Here is a 25,616-nt window from a genome sequence, read left to right on the forward strand (position 1 = left end):
ATAGAGAATCATAACTCTGTCGAGAAACGGTGCTTTGGCTGTGCCGCACCCGCGTACAAGCTGTGCATGCAATAGATCTTTATCCACAGGCAGGTTACCCACAGGCTGGCACCCCGAGTTATGCAAAGAGCTGAGAGGCAGTTATCCACAAAGCTCACGGATGCCCGTCCGTCGCTTTGTTGAGTGAAAATCAAGCGATTTCTTCCCGCTTCTGGCACGCCTACATGTGGATAAGTCACTGAGTGATCGTTACAATGGCGGATGTTTTTTGCCTCAGCGGCTCTCAACTCAGGGGATATCCGTGTCAGTGGAACTTTGGCAGCAGTGCGTGGAGCTTTTGCGCGATGAGCTGCCTGCCCAGCAATTCAACACCTGGATCCGTCCGCTACAGGTCGAAGCCGAAGGCGGCGAGCTGCGCGTCTACGCACCGAATCGTTTCGTACTCGACTGGGTCAACGAGAAGTACCTGGGCCGCCTGCTCGAGCTGCTTGGCGAGCAGGGCCAGGGCATGGCGCCGGCGCTTTCCTTATTAATAGGCAGCCGACGCAGCTCGGCTCCGCGTGCGGCGCCGAACGCGCCTTTGCCGGCAGCGGCTGCTGCCGCCGCTTCTCAGCAGGCACAGGCACCGGTCGAAGCACCCGCCGCGCCGGCGAGTCCACCCAGTGCCGAGAGCTCGGCCGTTGCGACCAGCAGCCCAACGGTCACCGAGCAGACACTGGATGAGCCGTCGCGCGACAGCTTCGACCCGATGGCCGGTGCTGCCAGCCAGCAGGCTCCAGTGCGCACTGAACAACGCACGGTCCAGGTCGAAGGTGCGTTGAAACACACCAGCTACCTGAACCGCACCTTCACCTTCGAGAATTTCGTCGAAGGTAAGTCCAACCAGCTCGCGCGCGCTGCGGCCTGGCAGGTCGCAGACAATCCCAAGCATGGTTACAACCCGCTGTTCCTTTATGGTGGCGTTGGCTTGGGTAAGACCCACTTGATGCACGCTGTGGGTAACCACCTGCTGAAGAAGAATCCCAATGCCAAGGTGGTGTACCTGCATTCGGAACGCTTCGTCGCAGACATGGTCAAGGCCCTGCAGCTCAATGCGATCAACGAGTTCAAACGCTTCTACCGTTCAGTTGATGCACTGCTGATCGACGACATTCAGTTCTTCGCCCGCAAGGAGCGTTCGCAGGAGGAGTTTTTCCACACCTTCAACGCCTTGCTCGAAGGTGGTCAGCAGGTGATCCTCACCAGCGACCGCTACCCCAAGGAAATCGAAGGCCTGGAAGAGCGCCTGAAGTCCCGCTTCGGCTGGGGCCTCACCGTGGCGGTGGAGCCGCCGGAACTGGAAACCCGTGTCGCGATTCTGATGAAGAAGGCCGACCAGGCGAAGGTTGAACTGCCGCACGACGCGGCGTTCTTCATCGCCCAGCGTATTCGCTCCAACGTTCGTGAGCTGGAAGGTGCGCTCAAGCGGGTTATCGCCCACTCGCACTTCATGGGCCGGGACATCACCATCGAGCTGATCCGTGAGTCGCTCAAGGACCTGCTGGCCCTGCAGGACAAGCTGGTGAGTGTGGATAACATCCAGCGTACCGTGGCTGAGTACTACAAGATCAAGATCTCCGATCTGTTGTCCAAACGCCGCTCCCGTTCGGTCGCCCGTCCCCGCCAGGTGGCGATGGCTCTGTCCAAGGAGCTGACCAACCACAGCCTGCCGGAAATCGGCGATGTGTTTGGCGGACGTGACCACACCACCGTGTTACACGCCTGCCGCAAGATCAATGAGCTCAAGGAATCCGATGCGGATATCCGTGAGGATTACAAGAACCTGCTGCGCACGCTGACCACATGATGACGCCAGTGCAATTTTTCGAGGCAAGGGACTAGACCATGCATTTCACCATTCAACGCGAAGCCTTGTTGAAACCCCTGCAGCTGGTTGCCGGCGTGGTCGAACGCCGCCAGACCCTGCCGGTGCTTTCCAACGTGCTCCTGGTCGTCGAAGGCCAGCAACTGTCGCTCACCGGTACCGACCTTGAAGTAGAACTGGTTGGTCGTGTTCAGCTGGAGGAGCCTGCCGAGCCTGGCGAGATCACCGTTCCGGCACGTAAGCTGATGGACATCTGCAAGAGCCTGCCCAACGACGTGCTGATCGACGTCAAGGTCGAAGACAGCAAGTTGCTGGTCAAGGCCGGCCGTAGCCGTTTCACCTTGTCCACATTGCCCGCCAATGACTTCCCGGCTGTCGAGGAAGGTCCGGGCTCGCTGACCTTCGACCTGGTGCAAAGCAAGCTGCGTCGCCTGATCGAACGCACCAGCTTCGCCATGGCCCAGCAGGACGTGCGCTACTACCTCAACGGCATGCTGCTGGAAGTCAGCACCGGTGTGCTGCGTGCCGTGGCCACCGACGGTCACCGTCTGGCCATGTGCTCCATGGCAGCGGAGATCGGCCAGGCCGAGCGCCATCAGGTCATCGTGCCACGCAAGGGCATCCTCGAAATGGCCCGCCTTCTCACTGAACAGGACGGCATCGTCAGCATCGTCCTGGGTCAGCATCACATCCGTGCCACCACCGGCGAATTCACCTTCACCTCCAAGTTGGTCGACGGCAAGTTCCCGGACTACGAGCGCGTACTGCCCAAGGGCGGTGACAAGCTGGTGCTCGGTGATCGTCAGGCGCTGCGTGAAGCGTTCAGCCGCACCGCGATCCTTTCCAACGAGAAGTACCGCGGCATCCGTCTGCAACTGGCGGCCGGTCAGCTGAAGATCCAGGCCAACAACCCAGAGCAGGAAGAAGCCGAGGAAGAAATCAGCGTCGAGTACAACGGCAGCTCCCTGGAAATCGGTTTCAACGTCAGTTATCTGCTGGACGTGCTGGGGGTGATGACTACCGAGCAGGTGCGTCTGATCCTTTCCGACTCCAACAGCAGTGCACTGCTGCAGGAGTCCGATAACGATGACTCGGCCTACGTTGTCATGCCGATGCGTCTGTAACCTGCCCATAGCACGAACTGATGTCTCTCAGTCGCGTCTCGGTCACCGGGGTGCGCAATCTGCACCCGGTGACCTTTTCCCCCTCCCCGCGTATCAACATTCTTTACGGTGCCAATGGCAGTGGCAAAACCAGCGTGCTGGAAGCCATCCATCTGCTGGGCTTGGCGCGTTCGTTCCGCAGTACACGGCTGCTGCCAGTCATCCAGTATGAAAAGCCGGACTGCACCGTATTCGGCCAGGTGGAACTGGCTGAAGGGGGGCATAGTAACCTCGGTATCTCGCGGGATCGGCAAGGGGAATTCCAGATTCGTATCGACGGTCAGAATGCTCGCAGCACGGCCCAGTTGGCCGAGACCTTGCCGTTGCAGCTGATCAATCCGGACAGTTTCCGCCTGCTTGAAGGCGCCCCCAAGATTCGTCGGCAGTTTCTCGACTGGGGTGTGTTCCACGTGGAACCTCGCTTCATGGCCACTTGGCAGCGCTTGCAGAAAGCCCTGCGGCAGCGTAACTCGTGGCTGCGGCGTGGTACACTTGACGGCGCTTCGCAAGCGGCCTGGGACCGGGAATTATGCCTGGCCAGTAACGACATCGACGAGTTCCGACGAGCCTATATCAAGCTGCTCAAGCCGGTCTTCGAGAAGACCCTGAGCGAGCTGGTCGAGCTCGAAGGCCTGACCCTCAGCTACTACCGAGGCTGGGACAAGGAGAAAGAGCTGAGCGATGTGCTCGCCACCTCCCTGCCCCGCGATCAGCAGATGGGCCATACCCAAGCCGGACCTCAACGGGCGGATCTGCGTCTCAGGTTCGCCAGCCACAATGCCGCGGATATTCTTTCCCGTGGCCAGCAGAAGCTGGTTGTCTGTGCATTGCGAATCGCCCAGGGGCATTTGGTCAGTCAAGCGCGGCGTGGCCAATGCATTTACCTGGTGGACGATTTGCCGTCCGAACTGGATGAGTTGCATCGTCGAGCGCTGTGCCGCTTGCTTGAAGACTTACGCTGCCAGGTGTTCATCACCTGTGTAGACCACGAATTATTGAGCGAAGGCTGGCAAACGGAAACGCCAGTTGCCTTGTTCCACGTGGAACAAGGCCGTATCACCCAGACCCACGACCATCGGGAGTGATTGCATGAGCGAAAACCAAACGTACGACTCCTCCAGCATCAAGGTGTTGAAAGGACTGGATGCCGTACGCAAACGTCCCGGGATGTACATCGGCGATACGGACGATGGCAGCGGTCTGCACCACATGGTGTTCGAGGTCGTGGATAACTCGATCGACGAAGCGCTGGCAGGTCACTGCGACGACATCAGCGTGATCATTCATCCGGATGAATCCATCACTGTCCGCGACAACGGCCGCGGCATTCCGGTCGATGTACATAAAGAAGAAGGCGTTTCGGCAGCCGAGGTCATCATGACCGTGCTGCACGCCGGCGGTAAGTTCGACGACAACTCGTACAAGGTGTCCGGCGGTCTGCACGGTGTGGGTGTGTCCGTAGTGAACGCGCTGTCGGAGCAGCTGCAGTTGACCGTACGCCGCAGTGGCAAGATCTGGGAACAGACCTACGTCCACGGCGTTCCCCAAGAGCCGATGAAGATCGTCGGCGACAGCGAGACCACCGGTACGCAGATTCACTTCAAGCCATCGGCTGAGACCTTCAAGAACATCCACTTCAGCTGGGACATCCTGGCCAAGCGGATTCGTGAGCTGTCCTTCCTCAACTCCGGCGTCGGCATCCTCCTCAAGGACGAGCGCACCGGTAAGGAAGAGATGTTCAAGTACGAAGGGGGTCTGCGTGCCTTTGTCGAATACCTCAACACCAACAAGAGCACGGTGAACCAGGTCTTCCATTTCAACGTCCAGCGTGACGACGGCGTGGGTGTAGAAATCGCCCTGCAGTGGAACGACAGCTTCAACGAAAACCTGTTGTGCTTCACCAACAACATTCCGCAGCGCGATGGTGGTACGCATCTGGTGGGCTTCCGCTCTGCCCTGACGCGTAACCTGAACAACTACATCGAACAGGAAGGCCTGGCGAAGAAGCACAAGGTCACTACGACGGGTGACGATGCCCGTGAAGGCCTGACCGCGATCATCTCGGTGAAAGTGCCGGATCCGAAATTCAGCTCCCAGACCAAAGACAAGCTGGTGTCTTCTGAAGTGAAGACAGCGGTGGAGCAGGAAATGGGCAAGTACTTCTCCGACTTCCTGTTGGAGAACCCCAACGAAGCCAAGGCGGTCGTGGGCAAGATGCTCGACGCGGCACGTGCCCGTGAAGCAGCGCGCAAGGCTCGTGAAATGACCCGCCGCAAAGGCGCTCTGGATATTGCCGGCCTGCCGGGCAAACTGGCGGACTGCCAAGAGAAGGACCCTGCCCTCTCCGAACTGTACCTGGTGGAGGGTGACTCTGCGGGTGGCTCGGCCAAGCAAGGCCGTAACCGCAGAACCCAGGCGATCCTTCCGCTCAAGGGCAAGATCCTTAACGTCGAGAAAGCCCGTTTCGACAAGATGATCTCGTCTCAGGAAGTCGGCACGCTGATCACCGCACTGGGCTGCGGCATCGGTCGTGAAGAGTACAACATCGACAAGCTGCGCTATCACAACATCATCATCATGACCGATGCTGACGTCGACGGTTCGCACATCCGTACCCTGCTGTTGACCTTCTTCTTCCGTCAGCTGCCTGAGTTGATCGAGCGCGGTTATGTCTACATTGCCCAGCCGCCGCTGTACAAGGTCAAGAAAGGCAAGCAGGAGCAGTACATCAAGGACGACGAGGCCATGGAAGAGTACATGACCCAGTCGGCCCTGGAAGACGCCAGCCTGCACCTGAGCGAATCCGCTCCCGGCATTTCCGGTGAGTCCCTGGAACGCCTGGTGAATGAATTCCGCACTGTGATGAAGACCCTCAAGCGTCTGTCGCGTTTGTATCCACAGGAACTCACCGAGCACTTCGTATACCTGCCGGCGGTCAGCCTCGATCAGCTTTCCGACCATGAGGCCATGCAGGCCTGGTTGGCGCAGTTCGAAGCGCGTCTGCGTTCCAGCGAGAAGTCGGGTCTTGTGTACAAGGTCAGCCTGCGTGAAGACCGCGAGCGCAACATCTGGCTGCCGGAAGTCGAGTTGGTATCGCACGGTCTGTCGAGCTACGTCACCTTCAACCGTGACTTCTTCGGTAGCAACGACTACAAGACCGTCACCGCATTGGGCGCGCAGATCAGCTCCCTGCTCGATGAAGGTGCCTATGTACAACGTGGCGAACGCAAGAAATCGGTGACCGAGTTCAAGCAGGCCCTGGACTGGCTGATGACCGAAAGCACCAAGCGTCATACCATCCAGCGCTATAAAGGTCTGGGCGAGATGAACCCGGATCAGCTGTGGGAAACCACTATGGACCCGAGCGTACGCCGGATGCTGAAAGTGACCATCGAAGACGCCATTGCCGCTGACCAGATCTTCAACACCCTGATGGGTGATGCAGTCGAGCCACGGCGTGACTTCATCGAGAGCAATGCCTTGGCGGTGTCCAACCTGGACTTCTGACGCCCTGCGGGTCTCGCCCAGAGGCCCATCGGCTGTACGGAAATGACCGTTGTACAAGCCTGAAAGGCCGACCCGTTGATGGGTCGGCCTTTTTTATTTGACGTTCGCTCCATCGACGCCGCGCTACCCTCACCTCTCTATCCGCGGCTCAGCGCCTCGGGCATCAATACAGCGCATCAACACGACGTGATGAGCAACGCCCGGTCGCACGTCGAGAACCTGGATACGCACGGTCGATCAGGCTGATGGCCAAGCCTATGCCAGTACCTCGTCGTGCTGCTCAGGGGTTCGTCAGTCACATGGGCCAAGGCACAGCAAGCTGCATGTTCCACGTGAAACAGTGAACCCTCTTCTGTCACTGGGCAGCCTATTCGGCAGCCACAGCGGCTAGATCCGTAGCTGGAGTGTCGGACTCAACCTTCAGAGCGGCTGGTCATTGAACGTACCTGTCCCATGCGTAGATCCTGCGCTGAAGGTATACGACCGGCATAAAAAAACCGGCTTCAAGGGAAGCCGGTTCTAATCATGCAAAAAACTTATTCACGTTTTGAGGGTTTTCATTGCCTGCTGAAATAAGTAATGAAATCAGCAAGATAGATGGATTAAAAACGCATTGTTCAGAATTGGTGCACAGGTTATCCACAAATCAGGCAGGCACTTTTTCCTCGCCCGTCACCGGTGCAGCGGCGGAGCCCATGGCGCGCTGGGTCGCTTCGTTCCAGGCCTGTGCTCGGTCGTTGAGTTCAGCGATGGCGCGGGGGCCTGCACCCTCGGCGTACATCGGTTCACCGATTACCAACTCGATGGTGCCGGGGGTTTTGCCCCAGCCTTCACGCGGCCAGAATTTTCCGGCGTTGTGAGCGATCGGCAGTACCGGCAGGTTGGCGTTCACCGCCAGCGCGGCACCGCCACGGGAGAACTTGCCGATCTTGCCATAGGGCACGCGAGTACCCTCAGGAAAAATCAGTACCCAGACGCCATCCTTGAGCAGTTGATCGCCACGGCGGGCAATCTCTTTCAGGGCGGCCTTGGGGTTGTCACGGTCGATGGCGATGGGGCGCAGCATGGCCATGGCCCAACCAAAGAACGGCACGTACAGCAGTTCGCGCTTGAGCACCTGGCTCAAGGGCTCGAAATAGGCGGACAGGAAAAAGGTTTCCCAGGTGCTCTGGTGATTGGAAACGATCACACAGGGCGTCTTGGGAATGTTTTCCGCACCGGTGACCTTCACCTGAATGTTCAGGATGAGCCGCGTCAGCAGGATCGCGAAGCGGCACCAGTAGACGTTGATGAAACGGTAGCGCGCCTTGAAGCCGAGGAACGGCGCGACCAGGAAGCTCAGCATGCACCATACGAAGGCGCTGCTGCTCAGGCACAGATAGAAGAGGATGGTCCTGAGGGTTTTGATGATCGACATGCTGACTGGTACCTAAGGGCCTCTGCCCATCTTTGCATGTGCTTTGGAAGCGGCCGGGCCGGCCTCAGCGAGCACTGTTGTGGATAAGTTCTCTGGCCACGCTTGCCAGGTCGTCGAACACACGCGTGCCGGCCGGCATCCCACCCTCCAGTGTGCGGTGCCCCTTGCCGGTCAGCACCAACACGGGCTGCGCTTCGGCAGCCAGCGCCGCCTGCAGGTCGCCCTTGCTGTCACCCACGAACCATACGCCTTTGAGGTCTGCTGCGTAATGCCGGGCGATATCGTGCAACATGCCAGGCAAGGGCTTGCGGCACTCGCAACCGGCATCCGGGCCATGCGGGCAATAGACGATCAGGCCCACTTCCCCGCCTTGTGCCTGGACCAGGCTGCGCAGCTGCGCATGCATGGCGTCCAGAGTGGCGAGGTCGTAGTAACCCCGGGCAATGCCGGACTGGTTGGTGGCGACCGCCACCGTCCAGCCAGCCTTGCTCAGTGCCGCGATAGCCTCGATCGAACCGGGGATGGGCACCCACTCCTCTACCGACTTGATGTAGGCGTCGGAGTCATGGTTTATCACCCCGTCACGATCGAGAATCAGCAGTTTCACAGACGCTCCTCAACCCAGCAGCGAGATATCGGCCACACCCAGGAACAGGCCACGCAGGCGCGCCAGCAGCGCGTAGCGGTTGGCGCGTACGTTGGCGTCTTCGGCGTTGACCATCACCGCCTCGAAGAAGGCGTCCACCGGCTCGCGCAGGCTCGCCAGGCGGGCCAGCGACTCGCTGTACTTGCGCTCGGCGGCCAGTGGCTGCACGGCGTGGTCGGCCTGTTGGATGGCCGAGTACAGGGAGAACTCGTTGGCATTGTCGAAGTACTTGGGCTCGACGCTTTGGGCGATATTGCCTTCGGCCTTGCTCAGCAGGTTCGACACGCGCTTGTTCACGGCGGCCAGGGCAGCGGCCTGAGGCAGTTTGCGGAATGCCTGGACGGCTTGCACACGCTGGTCGAAATCCAGCGCCGAGCCTGGTTGCAGGGCGCGCACCGAGAGGTACACGGCCACTTCGATGCCTTCGTCTTCGTAGCGCGCACGCAGGCGGTCGAAGATGAACTCCAGCACCTGCTCGGCCAGACCGGCGGCCTTGACCTTGGCACCGAACTGGTTGACGGCGAATTTCACCGTCTCGATCAGGTCGAGGTCGAGCTGCTTCTCGATCAGGATACGCAGGATGCCCAGGGCTGCACGACGCAGTGCGTAAGGATCCTTGCTGCCGGTGGGCAGCATGCCGATGCCAAAGATACCCACCAGGGTGTCGAGCTTGTCGGCAATGGCCACAGCCGAACCGGTCAGGGTCGAAGGCAGCTCAGCGCCAGCGCCGCGCGGCATGTACTGCTCGTTCAGCGCCAGGGCCACGTCTTGTGCCTCGCCGTCGGCCTTGGCGTAGTAGTAACCGGCAATGCCCTGCATTTCCGGGAACTCGCCGACCATCTCGGTGGACAGGTCGCACTTGGACAGGATGCCGGCACGCGCGGCACGCTGGGCGTCACCGCCGATGCGCGGGGCGATGAAGGCGGCCAGCTTGGAAACCCGCTCGGCCTTGTCGAACACGCTACCCAACTGGGCCTGGAACACGACGTTCTTCAGCCGCTCGTTGAAGGTTTCGAGTTTCTGCTTCTTGTCTTGCTTGAAGAAGAACTCGGCGTCGGTCAGGCGTGGGCGCACGACCTTTTCGTTACCAGCGATGATCTGCGCCGGGTCCTTGCTCTCGATGTTGGCGACGGTGATGAAGCGTGGCAGCAGCTTGCCGTCGGCGTCCAGCAGGCAGAAGTACTTCTGGTTGTCCTGCATGGTGGTGATCAGGGCTTCCTGCGGTACATCCAGGAAGCGTTCCTCGAAGGAGCAGACCAGCGGCACGGGCCATTCAACCAGGCCGGTCACTTCGTCGAGCAGCGCTGGCGGCACGATGGCGGTGCCTTGCTGCTGGGCGGCCAGTTCTTCGACACGCTTGCTGATGATCAGCCGGCGCTCGTTGAAGTCGGCCAGCACACTGGCGGCGCGCAGATCGGTGACATAGCTGGTCGGCGAGCTGATACGCACGTCTTCAGGGTGATGGAAGCGGTGACCGCGGGAGTGACGGCCGGCCTTCTGGGCCAGGATGGTGCAATCGACGACCTGGTCACCGAACAGCATCACCAGCCACTGGGTCGGGCGCACGAACTCTTCCTTGCGCGCGGCCCAGCGCATGCGCTTGGCGATCGGCAGGTCGTTGAGCGAATCTTCGACGATGGTCGGCAGCAGCGAGGTGGTCGGCTTGCCCGGAATGTTCTGCACGTAGCGCAGTTTGGGGCCGCTCTGGTCGATTTCGGCCAGCTCCACACCGCATTTCTTGGCGAAGCCCAGGGCTGCCTGGGTCGGATTGCCTTCGGCGTCGAAGGCTGCCTGGCGTGGCGGACCGTCGAGGTTGACGCTGCGGTCCGGCTGCTGGGTGGCCAGGCCGGTGACCAGCACGGCCAGACGGCGTGGCGCCGCATAGACCTGGCTGGCGCTGTAGGTCAGGCCGGCGCTCTGCAGGCCTTTCTCGATACCGGCCAGGAAGGCGTCGGCCAGGGTGCTGAGGGTCTTGGGTGGCAGTTCTTCGGTGCCCAGTTCGACCAGAAAATCTTGAGCACTCATTGTGCAGCCTCCAGCTTGGCCAGTACTTCGTCGCGTAGATCAGGGGTTGCCATCGGGAAGCCCAGCTTGGCCCGCGATTGCAGGTAGGCCTGGGCCACGGCGCGGGCCAGGGTACGCACGCGCAGGATGTACTGCTGGCGTGCGGTGACCGAGATCGCCCGGCGCGCATCGAGCAGGTTGAAGGTGTGCGAGGCCTTGAGCACCATCTCGTAGCTTGGCAGCGGCAGCTCCAGGCCGATCAGGCGCTGGGCTTCGCCCTCGTAGAAATCGAACAGCTCGAACAGCTTGTCGACGCTGGCGTGTTCGAAGTTGTAGGTCGACTGCTCCACTTCGTTCTGGTGGAACACGTCGCCATAGGTCACGGTGCCGAACGGGCCGTCGGCCCAGACCAGGTCGTAGACCGAATCGACGCCCTGCTGGTACATGGCCAGGCGCTCCAGGCCATAGGTGATTTCGCCGGTCACCGGGTAGCACTCGATGCCACCGACCTGCTGGAAGTAGGTGAACTGCGAGACTTCCATGCCGTTGAGCCAGATTTCCCAGCCCAGGCCCCAGGCGCCCAGGGTTGGCGATTCCCAGTTGTCCTCGACGAAGCGCACGTCATGCACCAGCGGATCCAGGCCGATGTGTTTGAGCGAGCCCAGGTACAGCTCCTGGAAGTTGTCGGGGTTGGGCTTGAGCACCACCTGGAACTGGTAGTAGTGCTGCAGGCGGTTGGGGTTCTCGCCATAACGGCCGTCGGTGGGGCGGCGGCTTGGCTGGACATAGGCGGCGTTCCAGGTTTCCGGGCCTACGGCGCGCAGAAACGTGGCGGTGTGGAAAGTGCCGGCGCCTACTTCCATATCGTAGGGCTGAAGCACCACACAACCTTGATCGGCCCAGTATTGCTGGAGGGCGAGGATCAAGTCTTGGAAGGTACGCACGGCTGGCGTAGGCTGGCTCACAAAATTCACCTGTGCTGGGCTGTGATTCGAAAGAGCGGGAGTATACCCGATTCGGCCGCGCATCGACCCCGTGGGAGCCATATGACTCGCTGCTTTTGGTGCAATGACGATCCACTCTACATCGCCTATCACGACGAGGAATGGGGTGTCCCGTTGAGGGATGCGCAGAGGCTCTTCGAGTTGCTGTTGCTCGAAGGGTTCCAGGCCGGGCTGTCGTGGATCACCATCCTCAAGCGCCGGGCCCGCTACCGCGAAGTGCTGTTCGGCTTCGATGCCGAGCGCCTCGCGTGCCTCACCGATGACGAGATCGAGGCGCTCATGCAGGACGCCTCGATTATCCGCAACCGCCTCAAGCTCAACGCCGTGCGCACCAACGCGCGGGCCTGGCTGGCGCTGCCCGACCCGGTCGGCCTGCTCTGGTCGTTCGTCGGCGGTGAGCCGAAGATCAACCATTTCAAGGATCGCAGCGAAGTACCGGCGATCACCCCCGAGGCCCAGGCCATGAGCAAGTCCTTGAAGAAGGCCGGCTTCACCTTCGTCGGGCCGACCATCTGCTACGCCTTCATGCAGGCCAGCGGCATGGTCATGGATCACACCACCGACTGTGATCGCTATCCGCAGCTCAGCGCCTGACAGGTACAATGCCCGCCCTGAACATGAGGATGTGATTCGTGGAAAAATTCAAAGGCGCCCTGATGGTCGGGGCGTTGCGCCTGTTCGCCATGCTGCCCTGGCGCGCCGTACAGGCCACCGGCTCGGCCATCGGCTGGCTGATGTGGAAGCTGCCCAACCGTTCTCGCGAGGTGGTGCGCATCAACCTCGCCAAGTGCTTCCCGGAACTGAGCGAGGCTGAGCGCGAACGGCTGGTCGGGCGCAGCCTGATGGACATCGGCAAGACCCTCACCGAAAGCGCCTGCGCATGGATCTGGCCTGCGCAGAAATCCATCGACCTGGTGCGCGAGGTCGAAGGCCTCGAAGTGCTGCAGCAGGCGCTGGCCTCGGGCAAGGGCGTGGTCGGCATTACCAGCCACCTGGGTAACTGGGAAGTGCTCAACCACTTCTACTGCAGCCAGTGCAAACCGATCATTTTCTATCGCCCGCCCAAGCTCAAGGCGGTGGATGAACTGCTGCGCAAGCAGCGCGTGCAACTGGGCAATCGCGTGGCGCCGTCGACCAAGGAAGGCATCCTCAGCGTCATCAAGGAAGTGCGCAAGGGCGGCCAGGTAGGCATTCCTGCCGATCCCGAGCCGGCCGAGTCGGCAGGTATCTTCGTGCCCTTCTGCGGCACCGTGGCGCTGACCAGCAAGTTCGTGCCCAACATGCTCGCCGGCGGCAAGGCGGTCGGTGTATTCCTGCACGCCATCCGCCTGCCCGACGGCTCGGGCTACAAGGTGATACTGGAAGCCGCCCCCGAAGCCATGTACAGCACCGACACCGAAACCTCGGCGGCCGCGATGAGCCAGGTGGTGGAAAAGTACGTGCGTGCCAACCCCAGCCAGTACATGTGGAGCATGAAACGCTTCAAGAAACGCCCGCCGGGAGAGGCGCGCTGGTATTGATTCACCCGTTGGCCTGTCGAGTGCTGCAGGCCGGCACTATGGGTGTTCGCCGCTTCTTTTAAGGCTGGATGGGGCGCACACCTCTCCTAGTACGAAGAGAAGACCGACGGACCCCGCCAAGGCGAGTGAAAGCGTTGACGAGAGGGCTGCCTGGAGAAGATCAGCAGAGAAAACCGCCCCGAACATGGCGCAGAACGGAAAGATCGAAGCACCGTTCAGAAGAGCCATTACCAGATCACCCGTTCTGACTCTGCGCCTGTGGGCCCACTGCTGAAAAGCGTTGACGCCTACGCATGCCACCGCCAGCAATAGCGTTATCGCCTCGAACGCCAAGGTGTAGCTGTAAACGCTGAGCATTCAGGCGACCGCCGTCGCCTTCAGCAATGCCAGCGCACCGCCCGCACCCACAACGCCGGCAACGATCTCACCGGAGAGGTCAACGGCCAGGAAGGCATTGGCGGCAGCCACGCCCAGCAACGCACCGGAAAGCACCAGCCGCATCGTCTTGAAACCTGTCTTCATGGCAGTACCTGCTTACCAACGGGAAAACTGCCGTGAACCTTAACAGGTCAGGTGACCCGGACGTCTCTGCTCTTTTCGTGCGAAATTTCCGGCTTTGAGGCCTCATTGCCCATACGGTCAGAAAAAGCTCAGCCCTACCTGAAACAGCCGCTCTGCATCGCGGATGTACTTCTTGTCCACCAGGAACATGATGACGTGGTCGCCTGACTCGATCACCGTGCTGTCGTGGGCGATGAGCACTTCTTCGTCGCGGATGATCGCGCCGATGGTGGTGCCGTTGGGCAGGTTGATGTCCTTGATGGCGCGACCGATCACCTTGCTGGAGCGGGCGTCGCCATGGGCGACCAGCTCGATGGCTTCGGCCGCACCGCGGCGCAGCGAGTGCACGCTGACCACGTCGCCGCGGCGCACGTGGGCCAGCAGGGTGCCGATGGTCGCCAGTTGCGGGCTGACGGCGATGTCGATCTCGCCGCCTTGCACCAGGTCGACATAGGCCGGGTTGTTGATCAGGGTCATGACCTTGCGCGCACCCATGCGCTTGGCCAGCAGCGAAGACATGATGTTGGCTTCGTCGTCGTTGGTCAGGGCCAGGAACAGGTCGGTGTCGCCGATGTTCTCTTCCATCAGCAGGTCGCGGTCGGACGAACTGCCCTGCAGCACTACGGTACTGTCGAGGTTCTCCGACAGGTAGCGACAGCGCGCCGGGTTCATCTCGATGATCTTCACCTGGTAGCGGCTCTCGATGGCCTCAGCCAGGCGTTCGCCGATGTTGCCACCGCCGGCGATGACGATGCGCTTGTAGTTTTCATCGAGCCGCCGCATCTCGCCCATGACCTGGCGAATGTGCGCCTTGGCAGCGATGAAGAATACTTCGTCGTCGGCCTCGATCACCGTGTCGCCCTTGGGCAGAATCGGCCGGTCGCGGCGGAAGATCGCTGCGACGCGGGTGTCGACGTTGGGCATGTGCGCCTTGAGCTGGCGCAGTTGCTGGCCCACCAGCGGCCCGCCGTAGTAGGCGCGGGTGGCCACCAGCTGTGCCTTGCCTTCGCCGAAGTCGATGACCTGCAGCGCACCGGGCAGTTCGATCAGGCGCTTGATGTAGTGGGTGACCACCTGCTCGGGGCTGATCAGTACGTCGACCGGGATGGCTTCGTTGTCGAACAGCTCGGCGCGGGTCAGGTAGGCAGACTCACGCACCCGGGCGATCTTGGTCGGGGTGTGGAAAAGCGTGTAGGCCACCTGGCAGGCAACCATATTGGCCTCGTCGCTGTTGGTCACCGCCACCAGCATGTCGGCATCGTCGGCGCCGGCCTGGCGCAGCACGGTAGGAAACGAGCCCTTGCCCTGCACGGTGCGGATGTCCAGACGGTCGCCCAGGTCGCGCAGACGGTCGCCGTCGGTGTCGACCACGGTAATGTCGTTGGCTTCGCTGGCCAGGTGTTCGGCCAGCGTACCGCCGACCTGCCCTGCGCCGAGGATGATGATCTTCAACCCTGTACTCCTGAAAATCCGGATCGGCCTTGGCCGCCTCGGGAAGGCATCCAAGCCGTTGTTACGCGGCGGGCGCGCGACTGGCGGCGATCTTGATCAGTTTGGCGTAGTAGAAACCGTCGTGCCCACCTTCCTGGGCCAGCAACTGGCGACCGTGCGGCTGGCGGATACCGGCGGCCGGGCCGCCCTGCTGGCCGGCGATGTCCAGTTCACGGGCGCCTGGCGTACGCGCCAGGAATGCCTCGATCACCTCGGTGTTCTCGGTCGGCAGCGTCGAGCAGGTGGCATATAGCAGAATGCCGCCGACTTCCAGGGTCGGCCACAGTGCATCAAGCAGCTCGCCCTGCAGGCTGGCTAGGGCCGGGATGTCCTCGGCCTGGCGGGCCAGCTTGATGTCCGGGTGACGGCGGATCACCCCGGTGGCCGAGCATGGCGCGTCGAGCAGGATGCGCTGGAACGGCTTGCCGTCCCACCACTGCGCGGTATCCCGGCCATCGGCGGCGATCAGCTCGGCCTGCAGGCCCAGGCGTTCGAGGTTCTCGCGCACGCGCACCAGGCGCTTGGCTTCCAGGTCCACGCCCAGCACACCGGCCAGCCCGGGCTGCACTTCGAGCAGGTGGCAGGTCTTGCCGCCTGGCGCGCAACAGGCGTCCAGCACACGCTGGCCTGGCGCAAGGTCGAGCAACTCGGCCGCCAGCTGCGCGGCCTCGTCCTGCACGCTGATCCAGCCTTCGGCGAAGCCCGGCAGTTCGCGCACATCCTGGGCTTCGGCCAGGAGGATGCCGTCCTGGCTGAACGTGCAGGCGCTGGCTGCGATACCCGCCTCGTTCAGCAACCCCAGGTAGGCGTCACGCGAGTGGTGGCGGCGGTTGACCCGCAGGATCATCGGCGGGTGGGCATTGTTGGCCGCGCAGATGGCCTCCCAATGCTCCGGCCAGGCGGCCTTGAGGGCCTTCTGCAGCCAGCGCGGATGGGCGGTGCGCACCACCGGGTCGTGCTCCAGCTCGCTCAGCAGCGCTTCGCCTTCGCGCTGGGCGCGGCGCAGCACAGCGTTGAGCAGGCCCTTGGCCCAGGGCTTCTTGAGCTTGTCGGCGCAGCCGACGGTTTCGCCGATGGCGGCATGCGCCGGAATACGGCTGTAGAACAACTGGTACAGGCCGATCAGCAGCAGTGCCTCGACGTCGGCATCGGCCGCCTTGAAGGGCTTCTGCAACAGCTTGGCAGCCAAGGCGGCGAGCCGCGGTTGCCAGCGCGCGGCACCGAACGCCAGTTCCTGGGTCAGGCCGCGGTCGCGTGGCTCGACCTTTTCCAACTGCCCTGGCAACGAGCCATTCAGCGAGGCCTTGCCGCTCAATACGGCGGCCAGCGCCCGGGCGGCGGCGAGACGCGGATTCATTGGCCCAGCACCGTACCGGTGGCGAACTTGTCGCGGCGGCTGTTGAACAGGTCGGCGAAGTTCAGCGGTTTGCCGCCGGGCAGTTGCAGGCGGGTCAGGCGCAGGGCCTGTTCACCACAGGCGACCAGCAGGCCGTCCTTGCTGGCCTCGAGGATGGTGCCAGGTTCGCCCCGCCCTTCGGCCAGTTGCGCACCGAGTACCTTGAGCGCCTCTGCGCCCAGGGTGCTGTGGCAGATCGGCCAGGGGTTGAAGGCGCGGATCAGGCGCTCCAGCTCGACAGCCGGGCGGCTCCAGTCCAGGCGCGCTTCGTCCTTGTTGAGCTTGTGGGCGTAGGTGGCCAGGGCGTCGTCCTGGACTTCACCTTGCAGCGAACCGTCGGCCAGGCCGGCGATGGCTTCCAGTACGGCGGAAGGGCCCAGTTCGGCGAGGCGGTCGTGCAGGCTGCCGCCAGTGTCGGTGGCGCTGATCGGCGTGACCGCCTTGAGCAGCATCGGGCCGGTGTCCAGCCCGGCTTCCATGCGCATCACCGTCACCCCGCTCTCGGCGTCGCCGGCCTGCACCGCGCGCTGGATCGGCGCCGCACCGCGCCAGCGCGGCAGCAGCGAGGCATGGCTGTTGATGCAACCCAGGCGCGGGATGTCCAGCACCACCTGCGGCAGGATCAGGCCATAGGCGACCACCACCATCAGGTCGGGCTTGAGGGCGGCCAGTTCGGCCTGGGCATCGGCGTCGCGCAGGGTTGGCGGCTGCAACACCGGCAGATCGTGCTGTACGGCCAGTTGCTTGACCGGGCTGGGCATGAGCTTTTGCCCACGCCCGGCCGGGCGATCTGGCTGGGTGTACACGGCGACGATCTGGTAGGGGCTGTCCAGCAGGGCCTTGAGGTGTTCAGCGGCGAATTCGGGGGTGCCGGCGAAAACGATGCGCAGTGGCTCGGTCATGGGCTTCTCGGTCGATAAAAAACAAAAGGCCCCTTCGCGGGCCTTTGCTTGCAGCGGAATCAGGCTTTCTGCTTGTGCTGCTTTTCCAGTTTCTTCTTGATGCGGTCGCGCTTGAGCGTGGACAGGTAGTCGACGAACAGCTTGCCGTTGAGGTGATCGCACTCATGCTGGATGCACACCGCCAGCAGACCTTCGGCGATCAGCTCGTAGGGCTGGCCGTCGCGGTCCAGGGCCTTGACCCGGACGCGCAGCGGGCGGTCGACGTTCTCGTAGAAACCGGGCACCGACAGGCAGCCTTCCTGGTACTGGCCCATGTCCTCGCTCAGGGTTTCCAGCTCCGGGTTGATGAAGACCCGAGGCTCGCTGCGGTCTTCGCTGAGGTCCATGACCACTACGCGCTTGTGCACGTTGACCTGGGTGGCCGCCAGCCCGATGCCCGGTGCTTCGTACATGGTTTCGAACATGTCGTCGACCAGCTGGCGGAGGGCGTCGTCCACGACCGTCACCGGCTTGGCGATGGTGCGCAGGCGCGGATCGGGAAATTCGAGAATGTCTAAGATGGCCATATACGTAAGTGCTGCACTGATAGGGTAAAGTCAGGACCTTCGCCTGGCGCGCCGCGCTGTCTGCACGCTGGGCCTGACACGAAGCTGTAGGACGATTCGAAAGCGGCTGTAGGCGGGCGCCCAAGTGCGAGTTGCAAGCCGTTTTCCGGTCAAGCGATGCCACATGATAAAGGGATTCACCGAATGAGGAAAACACTACTCGCCCTGCTGCTGTTGACGGCCAGTGGCCTGGTGCAGGCGCAAGTGCAGCTCAGGGAGGGCCATCCGCAACGCTACACCGTGGTCGCCGGCGACACGCTCTGGGACATTTCCGGCAAGTTCCTGCGTGAGCCTTGGCGCTGGAAGGAAATCTGGCGCGCCAACCCGTCGGTCAAGGACCCGGACCTGATCTACCCCGGCGACACCCTGACCCTGAGCTACGTCGACGGCCAGCCCCAGGTGGTGCTCAGCCGCGGCGAGTCGCGGGGCACCGTGAAGCTTTCTCCGCATGTACGCAGCACACCCACCGTGGAAGCCATTCCGAGCATCCCGCTGGGCGCCATCAACGCCTTTCTGATCAGCAACCGTATCGTCGAGAACGCCGAGCAGTTCCAGGACGCACCCTATGTGGTGGCCGGCAATGCCGAGCGGGTGCTCAGCGGTCGAGGCGACCGGATCTACGTGCGCGGCCAGCTGGACGCTGCGCACACCATGTACGGCATCTTCCGTCAGGGCAAGATCTACACCGACCCGCAAAGCGGCGAAGTGTTGGGCATCAACGCCGACGATATCGGCGGTGGCGAGGTAGTGGCCAGCGAGGGCGACGTGTCCACCCTGGTGCTGCAGCGCTCGACCCAGGAGGTGCGCCTGGGCGACCGCCTGTTCGCCAGCGAGGAGCGGCCGATCACCTCGACCTTCCTGCCGGCGGCGCCTGCCGCGCCCATCGATGGCCTGATTCTCGATGTACCGCGCGGTGTCACGCAGATCGGCGTGAACGACGTGGTCACGCTGAACAAGGGCCGCCGCGACGGTCTGCAGGAGGGCAGCGTGCTGGCCATCTACAAGACCGGCGAGCACGTCCGCGACCGCGTGACCGGCGAGCAGGTGAAGATTCCCGACGAGCGGGCTGGCATGCTGATGGTGTTCCGCACTTATGAAAAGCTCAGTTACGGCTTGGTCCTGCATGCCAATCGCTCGCTGGCGATCATGGACAAGGTCCGTAACCCCTGACGCGATGTAAAGGCCAGTGCGGGTGAACACGGACCGTTCACTTATCACAGCGTTGTCAACAGAGTTATCCACAGGTTGTCATGGCTCTGGCTGACCTCGCCGATCAAGGATGATCCGCATGCCATTGCTCGAAAATCATTCGATTTCACCCGCCGAACTGGAAGCGCGGTTGCGTCTGCACCGCCTTCCTGAACTCGGTCCCGCCCGTTTCAAGCGTCTCATCGAAGCCTTCGGTTCGGCCAGTGCGGCCCTCAGTGCACCGGCCAGCGCCTGGCGTGCCTTGCAGCTTTCCACCGTCAGCGCCGAGTCACGGCGCGACCCTTCGGTGCGTGACGGCGCCAGTGCTGCGCTGGCCTGGTTGGAGCGTCCGGGCCAGCATTTACTGGCGTGGGACAGCCCTGGCTACCCTGCCCTGCTGGCGGAAATCGCCGACCCACCGCCGCTGTTGTTCATCCTCGGCGACCCGGCATTGCTCGAGCGGCCCCAGCTGGCGATGGTCGGCAGCCGCCGCGCTTCCAGGCCGGCCTTGCAGACGGCCGGGGCCTTTGCGCGCAGTCTGGCGGCGGCAGGTCTGGTGATTACCAGCGGCCTGGCACTGGGTGTCGACGGTGCGGCTCATGAGGGCGCTCTGGAGGCTGGCGGGGCGACCATTGGCGTGCTGGGCACGGGGTTGGAAAATTTTTATCCACAGCGGCATCTGGCGCTGGCCAGACGCATGGCTGAGCAAGGCAGCGCGGTGATTTCCGAGTTTCCGCTGGATACTGCGGCGCAGTCGAACAACTTTCCGCGTCGTAACCGGATCATCAGCGGGCTGTCGCTGGCGGTGCTGGTGGTGGAGGCCAGCGTGCGCAGCGGCTCGCTGATCACTGCCCGCCTGGCGGCCGAGCAAGGGCGTGAGGTGTATGCCATGCCCGGCTCCATCCACCACCCGGGGGCACGGGGTTGTCACCAATTGATTCGCGACGGCGCGACCCTGGTAGAAAGTGTCGAGCATATCCTCGAAGGGCTGCGCCATTGGCAAGGTGTCGCCCCTGCTGCGGCTGCCGTCACCACGCCCCGGCCGGTGCGTTCCCGCCATCCCCTGCTGGCCTTGTTGCAGGCCGCGCCACAAGGCACCGAGGCCCTTGCCGAGCACCTGGGCTGGCCGCTGTCGAGGGTCCTGGGCGAGCTGACCGAACTGGAGCTGCAAGGCCGGGTCAGTTGCGAAGGCGGACGATGGTTCGCTTCCGGCGACTGGGGTTAAACTGCCGCGCATTATTGAGTGGAGAGACAGCATGGTGAGCAGTTGGCGCGTGCAACAAGCCGCCCGGGAAGTTCGGGCCGGTGCGGTGATTGCCTATCCAACCGAGGCGGTATGGGGGCTGGGTTGCGACCCGTGGGATGAAGAGGCGGTGTATCGCCTGCTGGCGATCAAGTCGCGGCCGGTGCACAAGGGGTTGATCCTGGTCGCTGACAACATCCGCCAGTTCGATTTCCTGTTCGAGGACTTTCCCGAGCTGTGGATCGACCGCATGGCCAGTACCTGGCCGGGGCCGAACACCTGGCTGGTGCCCCACCAGGACCTGCTGCCCGAATGGATCACCGGTGAGCACGATACCGTAGCCCTGCGGGTGACCGACCATCCGGTGGTGCGCGAGCTGTGCGCGCTGGTCGGGCCGTTGATTTCCACTTCCGCCAACCCCGCCGGCCGGCCTGCGGCGCGCTCGCGGCTGCGGGTGGAGCAGTACTTCCGGGGTGAAGTCGACCTGGTGCTTGGTGGCAGCCTGGGTGGGCGCCGCAACCCCAGTGTGATCCGCGACGTGGCCACCGGGCAGGTGGTTCGCCCGGGCTGATCCCCGGCAAAGGTGCCGGCCAGGGTCATCCCCCGGCCGGGACCGGGTTCAAGGCACCAGGATGGTCGAGCCGGTGGTGCGCCGCGCAGCCAGTTCGGTCTGCGCCTGGGCGGCGTCCTGGAGCGCGTACTGCTGCAGGTCGTTGACCTTGATCTTGCCGCTGACCAGCATGTCGAACAGCTCGTCGGCCATGGCCTGCAGGTTCTGTGGGTTGTTGGCGTAGCTGCCGAGGGTCGGGCGGGTCACGTACAGCGAACCCTTCTGCGCCAGCAGGCCCAGGTGCACACCGGTCACCGGCCCCGAGGCGTTGCCGAAGCTGACCAGCAGGCCGCGAGGCGCCACGCAGTCCAGCGAGGTCAGCCAGGTGTCCTTGCCCACGCTGTCGTAGACCACCGGGCACTTACGTCCTTCGGTCAGTTCCAGCACGCGCCTGGCCACGTCCTCATGGCTGTAGTCGATGGTTTCCCAGGCGCCCAGGGCCTTGGCATGCGCGGCCTTTTCCGCCGAGCTGACGGTGCCGATCAGGTTGGCGCCCAGCGCCCTGGCCCACTGGCAGGCCAGCGAACCGACACCGCCGGCGGCGGCGTGGAACAGGAAGGTTTCATTGGGCTTGATCTGGTAGGTCTGGCGCAGCAGGTACTGCACGGTCAGGCCCTTGAGCAGCACGGCGGCGGCCTGCCCGAAGCTCACTGCATCGGGTAGCTTCACCAGGTTGGTTTCCGGCAGCACGTGGAATTCGCCGTAGCCCCCCAGCGGGCCGGTGGCGTAGGCCACGCGATCGCCAACGCTGAAGCGGCTCACTTCACTGCCCACTGCCTCGACCACCCCGGCACCCTCGTTGCCCAGCCCGCTGGGCAGTTCGGCGGGGTACAGGCCGCTGCGGAAATAGGTGTCGATGAAGTTCAGGCCGATCGCATGATTGCGCACCCGCACTTCCTGCGGACCTGGCTCGGCGGGGTCGAAGTCGACGTATTCGAGGACTTCAGGACCACCTGTCTTGCTGAACTGGATACGTTTTGCCATGTGCTCTCTCCATGATTGCTGTATCGACATCAGGCCTGTATCGGACCCTTTCGCATCCGTTACGTCAACTGCGAAGGCGTTGCAGGCGATGTTATGCTAGCCGCCCATTTGCCTGCAGCCCTTCCAATCCGGGCTCCGGAGCGTTTCGAGGAAGCCGCATGAATAGCCGTACCGAAGCTGTCAAAGCCTACCTGCTCGACCTGCAGGACCGTATCTGCGCCGCCCTGGAGCAGGAAGACGGTGCCGCCCGGTTCATCGAGGACGCCTGGACCCGCCAGGCCGGTGGCGGTGGCCGCACCCGGGTCATCGAGAACGGCACCCTGATCGAGAAAGGCGGGGTCAACTTCTCCCATGTGTTCGGCAGCAGCCTGCCGCCGTCGGCCAGCGCTCATCGTCCGGAACTGGCCGGGCGCGGCTTCCAGGCCCTGGGCGTGTCGCTGGTCATTCATCCGCACAATCCCCACGTGCCCACCTCGCATGCCAACGTGCGCTTCTTCATTGCCGAGAAAGAAGGCGAAGAGCCGGTCTGGTGGTTCGGCGGCGGTTTCGACCTGACCCCCTACTACGCTGTCGAAGAAGACTGCATCCACTGGCACCGGGTCGCCGAGCAGGCCTGCGCGCCATTCGGCGCCGATGTCTACCCGCGCTACAAGGCCTGGTGCGACAGCTACTTCCACCTCAAGCACCGCAACGAGCCGCGCGGCATCGGCGGGCTGTTCTTCGACGACCTCAACCAGTGGGACTTCGACACCAGTTTCGCCTTCATGCGTGCCATCGGCGATGCCTACCTGGAGGCCTACCTGCCCATCGTGCGGCGCCGCAAGGCGGCGGCCTACACGGTGCAGCAGCGCGAGTTCCAGGAGTTCCGCCGGGGCCGCTACGTCGAGTTCAACCTGGTCTACGACCGCGGCACGCTGTTCGGCCTGCAGTCGGGCGGGCGTACCGAATCCATCCTCATGTCGCTGCCGCCGCAGGTGCGCTGGGGTTATGACTGGAAAGCCGCGCCGGGCAGCGAAGAGGCGCGCCTGACCGACTACTTCCTGCAGGACCGCGACTGGCTGGGCCTCGCGGCCACCGATTGATTTCAGGACCACACATGGACCACTACGTTGTATTCGGCAACCCCATCGGCCACAGCAAGTCGCCGCTGATCCACAGCCTGTTCGCCGAGCAGACCGGCCAGGCCCTGGACTACCGCACCGCGCTGGCGCCGCTGGACGACTTTGCGGCCTTCGCCCGGGCATTCTTCGCGACGGGCCGTGGCGCCAACGTGACGGTGCCGTTCAAGGAGCAGGCCTTCGCCCTGGCCGATCGGCTGACCGAACGCGCGCGGCGTGCCGGGGCGGTGAATACCCTGGCCCGACAGGCCGACGGCACGCTGCTGGGCGACAACACCGACGGTGCCGGGCTGGTCCGCGACCTCACCGTCAATGCCGGCCTGAGCCTGCGCGGCAAGCGCATCCTGGTGCTGGGCGCCGGTGGCGCAGTGCGCGGTGCACTGGAACCGCTGCTCGCCGAAGGCCCGGCGGTGGTGACCATTGCCAACCGTACCCTGGAAAAGGCCGAACAACTGGTGCAGGAGTTCGCCGACCTCGGCCCGCTGTCGGCCAGCGGTTTCGACTGGCTGGAAGAGCCGGTAGAGGTGATCATCAACGCCACCTCGGCGAGTCTGTCCGGCGAGCGCCCGCCCATCGCCGCGAGCCTGATCCAGCCAGGAATGACTTTCTGCTACGACATGATGTACGCCAAGGAGCCCACTACCTTCTGCCGCTGGGCCGCCGAGCAGGGCGCGCTGCAGGCGATGGACGGCCTGGGCATGCTGGTCGAGCAGGCCGCCGAAGCCTTCGAGCTGTGGCGCGGTGTGCGCCCGGACTCGGCGCCGGTACTGGCCGAACTGCGCCGCCAGCTGGCGGCAGGCTGAGCCGCCGCATCAGCCCTCGAAGCGCACTGGGCAGTGCTCAACGCCTTCGAGCTTCTGCAGTTCTTCGATCACATGGGGGCGCGCATGGCGCAGGATCAGCGTGCGGCCCTGCTGCGCCAGCCGACGCGCTTCCTGATGCAGCATCTCCACGCCGGAGTAGTCGATGAAGTTGATGTGCTGCGCTTCGATCACTACCTGGCGGCCTGTGGCGCGCTGCAGGCGCGTCTGCAGGTAGTGGCTGGCGCCGAAGAAGATCGAACCGCCAAAGCGCAAAACCTCCTGGTCGCCGTCGTGCCATTGCTGGATGCGCGGCCGCGAGGTGCGCTTGAGGTAGAAGAACAGCGAGGCCAGCACGCCCGCGTAGATCGCCGTTTGCAGCTCCAGCAGCAGGGTGGCCACGCAGGTCAGCAGCATGACGAAGAACTCCGCACGGCTGACCCTGAACAGCGCAGCGATACCCTTGCGATCCACCAGGCCCCAGCAGATCAGCAGGATCGAGGCGGCCATGGCGGGCAGCGGAATGTGCGCGATCAGCGTGGCGCCGGCGATGGCGAACAGCGCCACCCACAGCGCGGAGAACACCCCGGCCAGCGGTGAGCGGGCGCCGGCTTCGTAGCTGAGCGCGGCGCGGGTGAAGGAGCCCGCCGAGAGGTACCCGGAAAACAGCGCTCCGACCATGTTCGACAGGCCCTGGGCGCGCACCTCCTGGTTGGCGTCGAGCAGCTGTTGCGAACGGGCCGACAGCGAGCGGGCGATCGACAGGCTGTTGACCAGCCCGAGCATACCCACCGCCACCGCAGTGGGCAGCAGGCGAATGATCATTTCTCCATCCAGTGGCAGCGGGCTGAAAGGCGGCAGATGCCCGGCGAATGCCGTGACCCGTTTTACATGGCCGAACAGCGACGGCCACAGCCACACCAGCAGGCTGCTGCCCAGCAAGGCGATGAGCAGCGCCGGCCAGCGCGGCGCCAGAATCTTCAGGGCGATGCCCAGGCCCAGCGTGAGCAACCCCAGTGCCAGGGAGGCGATGTCCAATTGGCTGGCATGCCCGAGCAGGGCCTTGACGCTGTCCAGCGCGGTGTTCTGGCTGGGCAGGTCGAGTCCCATCAGGTTGGGCATTTGCCCCAGGGCGATGACCACCGCTGCCCCGAGGGTGAAGCCGACCACCACCGAATGAGACACGAAATTGACCAGCGCACCGAAGCGCACCAGCCCCAGCAGCCATTGGAAGACGCCAGCGATGAAGGTCAGCAGCAGAATCAGGGTGATGTAGTCCTGGCTGCCGGGCACTGCCAGCGGGCTGACGCTGGCGTACAGCACCACCGAAATGGCCGCCGTGGGGCCGCAGATCAGGTGCCACGACGACCCCCACAGGCAGGCGATCAGCACCGGCACGATGGCCGCGTACAGACCGTACTCCGGCGGCAGGCCGGCGATCAGGGCATAGGCGATGGATTGCGGCAGCGCCAGGATGGCCCCGCTCAGACCCACCAGCGCGTCGCTGCCGACGCTACGGCGGGTCTGGTATGGCAGCCAGGCGAGAAACGGCAGATAGCGATGCAGTTTGAGCCGACCCATCGGTCCCCCAGT

22 protein-coding genes are annotated in these 25,616 nt (G+C 63.3%); 11 read left to right on the forward strand and 11 right to left on the reverse strand.

The genetic code is table 11. The annotated features are described in order from the left end of the window. Positions 1–301 precede the first annotated feature (301 nt). From dnaA to gyrB, 4 genes are read left to right on the forward strand one after another with little or no spacing between them, the layout of a single operon-like run. The gene (gene dnaA / locus QZ497_RS05535) at positions 302–1,846 is read left to right on the forward strand and encodes a chromosomal replication initiator protein DnaA (protein WP_295471974.1); all 1,545 of its coding nucleotides are present in this window, start codon (positions 302–304) and stop codon (positions 1,844–1,846) included. A gap of 38 nt (positions 1,847–1,884) precedes the next feature. Then, positions 1,885–2,988, forward strand: coding sequence for a DNA polymerase III subunit beta (dnaN, locus tag QZ497_RS05540; protein WP_295471976.1), 1,104 nt, complete (start codon positions 1,885–1,887; stop codon positions 2,986–2,988). 20 nt (positions 2,989–3,008) lie between these two features. Then, positions 3,009–4,112, forward strand: a complete 1,104-nt coding sequence (gene recF / locus QZ497_RS05545; protein ID WP_295471978.1) for a DNA replication/repair protein RecF — start codon at positions 3,009–3,011, stop codon at positions 4,110–4,112. Positions 4,113–4,116: 4 nt separating this feature from the next. Continuing rightward, positions 4,117–6,534, forward strand: a complete 2,418-nt coding sequence (gene gyrB, locus QZ497_RS05550) for a DNA topoisomerase (ATP-hydrolyzing) subunit B (RefSeq protein WP_295471979.1) — start codon at positions 4,117–4,119, stop codon at positions 6,532–6,534. Positions 6,535–7,180: 646 nt separating this feature from the next. Here the strand turns inward: gyrB and QZ497_RS05555 are convergent. From QZ497_RS05555 to glyQ, 4 genes are all read right to left on the reverse strand, one after another. Further along, on the reverse strand, positions 7,181–7,951 hold the full coding sequence (locus QZ497_RS05555; RefSeq protein WP_295471981.1) for a 1-acyl-sn-glycerol-3-phosphate acyltransferase: 771 nt from the start codon (positions 7,949–7,951) through the stop codon (positions 7,181–7,183). 64 nt (positions 7,952–8,015) lie between these two features. Further along, positions 8,016–8,558 (reverse strand): D-glycero-beta-D-manno-heptose 1,7-bisphosphate 7-phosphatase, encoded by a 543-nt coding sequence (gmhB, locus tag QZ497_RS05560; RefSeq protein WP_295471983.1) that lies wholly within the window; start codon positions 8,556–8,558, stop codon positions 8,016–8,018. A gap of 9 nt (positions 8,559–8,567) precedes the next feature. Then, positions 8,568–10,622 (reverse strand): glycine--tRNA ligase subunit beta, encoded by a 2,055-nt coding sequence (gene glyS / locus QZ497_RS05565; protein WP_295471986.1) that lies wholly within the window; start codon positions 10,620–10,622, stop codon positions 8,568–8,570. Next, positions 10,619–11,566 (reverse strand): glycine--tRNA ligase subunit alpha, encoded by a 948-nt coding sequence (glyQ, locus tag QZ497_RS05570; protein WP_295471988.1) that lies wholly within the window; start codon positions 11,564–11,566, stop codon positions 10,619–10,621. The genes glyS and glyQ overlap by 4 nt, the downstream gene beginning before the upstream one ends. An 81-nt stretch (positions 11,567–11,647) precedes the next feature. Here glyQ and QZ497_RS05575 point away from each other — a divergent pair, with 81 nt between their 5' ends. Further along, complete coding sequence (locus QZ497_RS05575; protein WP_295471990.1) at positions 11,648–12,199, forward strand: DNA-3-methyladenine glycosylase I; 552 nt, start codon at positions 11,648–11,650, stop codon at positions 12,197–12,199. Between the two features lie 38 nt (positions 12,200–12,237). Beyond that, on the forward strand, positions 12,238–13,125 hold the full coding sequence (locus QZ497_RS05580) for a lysophospholipid acyltransferase (RefSeq protein WP_295471992.1): 888 nt from the start codon (positions 12,238–12,240) through the stop codon (positions 13,123–13,125). A 357-nt stretch (positions 13,126–13,482) separates the two neighbouring features. On the opposite strand, the gene QZ497_RS05585 is transcribed toward QZ497_RS05580, so the two are convergent. The 5 genes from QZ497_RS05585 to def all read right to left on the reverse strand — a co-directional run bounded on the left by QZ497_RS05585 (position 13,483) and on the right by def (position 18,041). Continuing rightward, positions 13,483–13,647 carry a hypothetical protein gene (locus QZ497_RS05585; RefSeq protein ID WP_295471994.1) on the reverse strand — a complete coding sequence of 55 codons (165 nt, stop codon included), beginning with the start codon at positions 13,645–13,647 and terminating at the stop codon, positions 13,483–13,485. Between the two features lie 117 nt (positions 13,648–13,764). Beyond that, on the reverse strand, positions 13,765–15,138 hold the full coding sequence (trkA, locus tag QZ497_RS05590) for a Trk system potassium transporter TrkA (RefSeq protein WP_295471996.1): 1,374 nt from the start codon (positions 15,136–15,138) through the stop codon (positions 13,765–13,767). A 61-nt stretch (positions 15,139–15,199) separates the two neighbouring features. Next, positions 15,200–16,534: a 16S rRNA (cytosine(967)-C(5))-methyltransferase RsmB gene (rsmB, locus tag QZ497_RS05595; protein ID WP_295471998.1), complete on the reverse strand. Its 1,335-nt coding sequence runs from the start codon at positions 16,532–16,534 to the stop codon at positions 15,200–15,202. Continuing rightward, entirely contained in the window at positions 16,531–17,475 is a 945-nt protein-coding gene (fmt, locus tag QZ497_RS05600; RefSeq protein WP_295472000.1) for a methionyl-tRNA formyltransferase, read from the reverse strand. The genes rsmB and fmt overlap by 4 nt, the downstream gene beginning before the upstream one ends. 59 nt (positions 17,476–17,534) lie before the next feature. After that, complete coding sequence (def, locus tag QZ497_RS05605; RefSeq protein ID WP_295472001.1) at positions 17,535–18,041, reverse strand: peptide deformylase; 507 nt, start codon at positions 18,039–18,041, stop codon at positions 17,535–17,537. Between the two features lie 183 nt (positions 18,042–18,224). Between def and QZ497_RS05610 the strand changes: the two genes are divergently transcribed. From QZ497_RS05610 to QZ497_RS05620, 3 genes are all read left to right on the forward strand, one after another. Beyond that, the gene (locus QZ497_RS05610; RefSeq protein ID WP_295472002.1) at positions 18,225–19,250 is read left to right on the forward strand and encodes a LysM peptidoglycan-binding domain-containing protein; all 1,026 of its coding nucleotides are present in this window, start codon (positions 18,225–18,227) and stop codon (positions 19,248–19,250) included. 118 nt (positions 19,251–19,368) lie between these two features. After that, a complete protein-coding gene (dprA, locus tag QZ497_RS05615; protein WP_295472003.1) occupies positions 19,369–20,493 on the forward strand; it encodes a DNA-processing protein DprA in 1,125 nt (374 codons plus the stop codon). Positions 20,494–20,524: 31 nt separating this feature from the next. Beyond that, the gene (locus tag QZ497_RS05620) at positions 20,525–21,082 is read left to right on the forward strand and encodes an L-threonylcarbamoyladenylate synthase (RefSeq protein ID WP_295472004.1); all 558 of its coding nucleotides are present in this window, start codon (positions 20,525–20,527) and stop codon (positions 21,080–21,082) included. A gap of 48 nt (positions 21,083–21,130) precedes the next feature. Here the strand turns inward: QZ497_RS05620 and QZ497_RS05625 are convergent, their stop codons facing one another. After that, positions 21,131–22,105 (reverse strand): NADPH:quinone reductase, encoded by a 975-nt coding sequence (locus tag QZ497_RS05625; RefSeq protein ID WP_295472006.1) that lies wholly within the window; start codon positions 22,103–22,105, stop codon positions 21,131–21,133. A 158-nt stretch (positions 22,106–22,263) separates the two neighbouring features. Here QZ497_RS05625 and hemF point away from each other — a divergent pair, with 158 nt between their 5' ends. Together hemF and aroE are read left to right on the forward strand one after the other, a co-directional pair. After that, on the forward strand, positions 22,264–23,187 hold the full coding sequence (gene hemF, locus QZ497_RS05630) for an oxygen-dependent coproporphyrinogen oxidase (protein WP_295472008.1): 924 nt from the start codon (positions 22,264–22,266) through the stop codon (positions 23,185–23,187). A gap of 14 nt (positions 23,188–23,201) precedes the next feature. Beyond that, positions 23,202–24,026, forward strand: coding sequence for a shikimate dehydrogenase (gene aroE, locus QZ497_RS05635; RefSeq protein WP_295472010.1), 825 nt, complete (start codon positions 23,202–23,204; stop codon positions 24,024–24,026). Positions 24,027–24,035: 9 nt separating this feature from the next. Here aroE and QZ497_RS05640 read toward each other — a convergent pair whose 3' ends face one another. Next, positions 24,036–25,604, reverse strand: a complete 1,569-nt coding sequence (locus QZ497_RS05640; RefSeq protein ID WP_295472012.1) for a SulP family inorganic anion transporter — start codon at positions 25,602–25,604, stop codon at positions 24,036–24,038. Between the last annotated feature and the right edge of the window lie 12 nt (positions 25,605–25,616).

Origin of the sequence: uncultured Pseudomonas sp. (assembly GCF_913777995.1) — a bacterium.
Taxonomy (GTDB): Bacteria; Pseudomonadota; Gammaproteobacteria; order Pseudomonadales; family Pseudomonadaceae; genus Aquipseudomonas.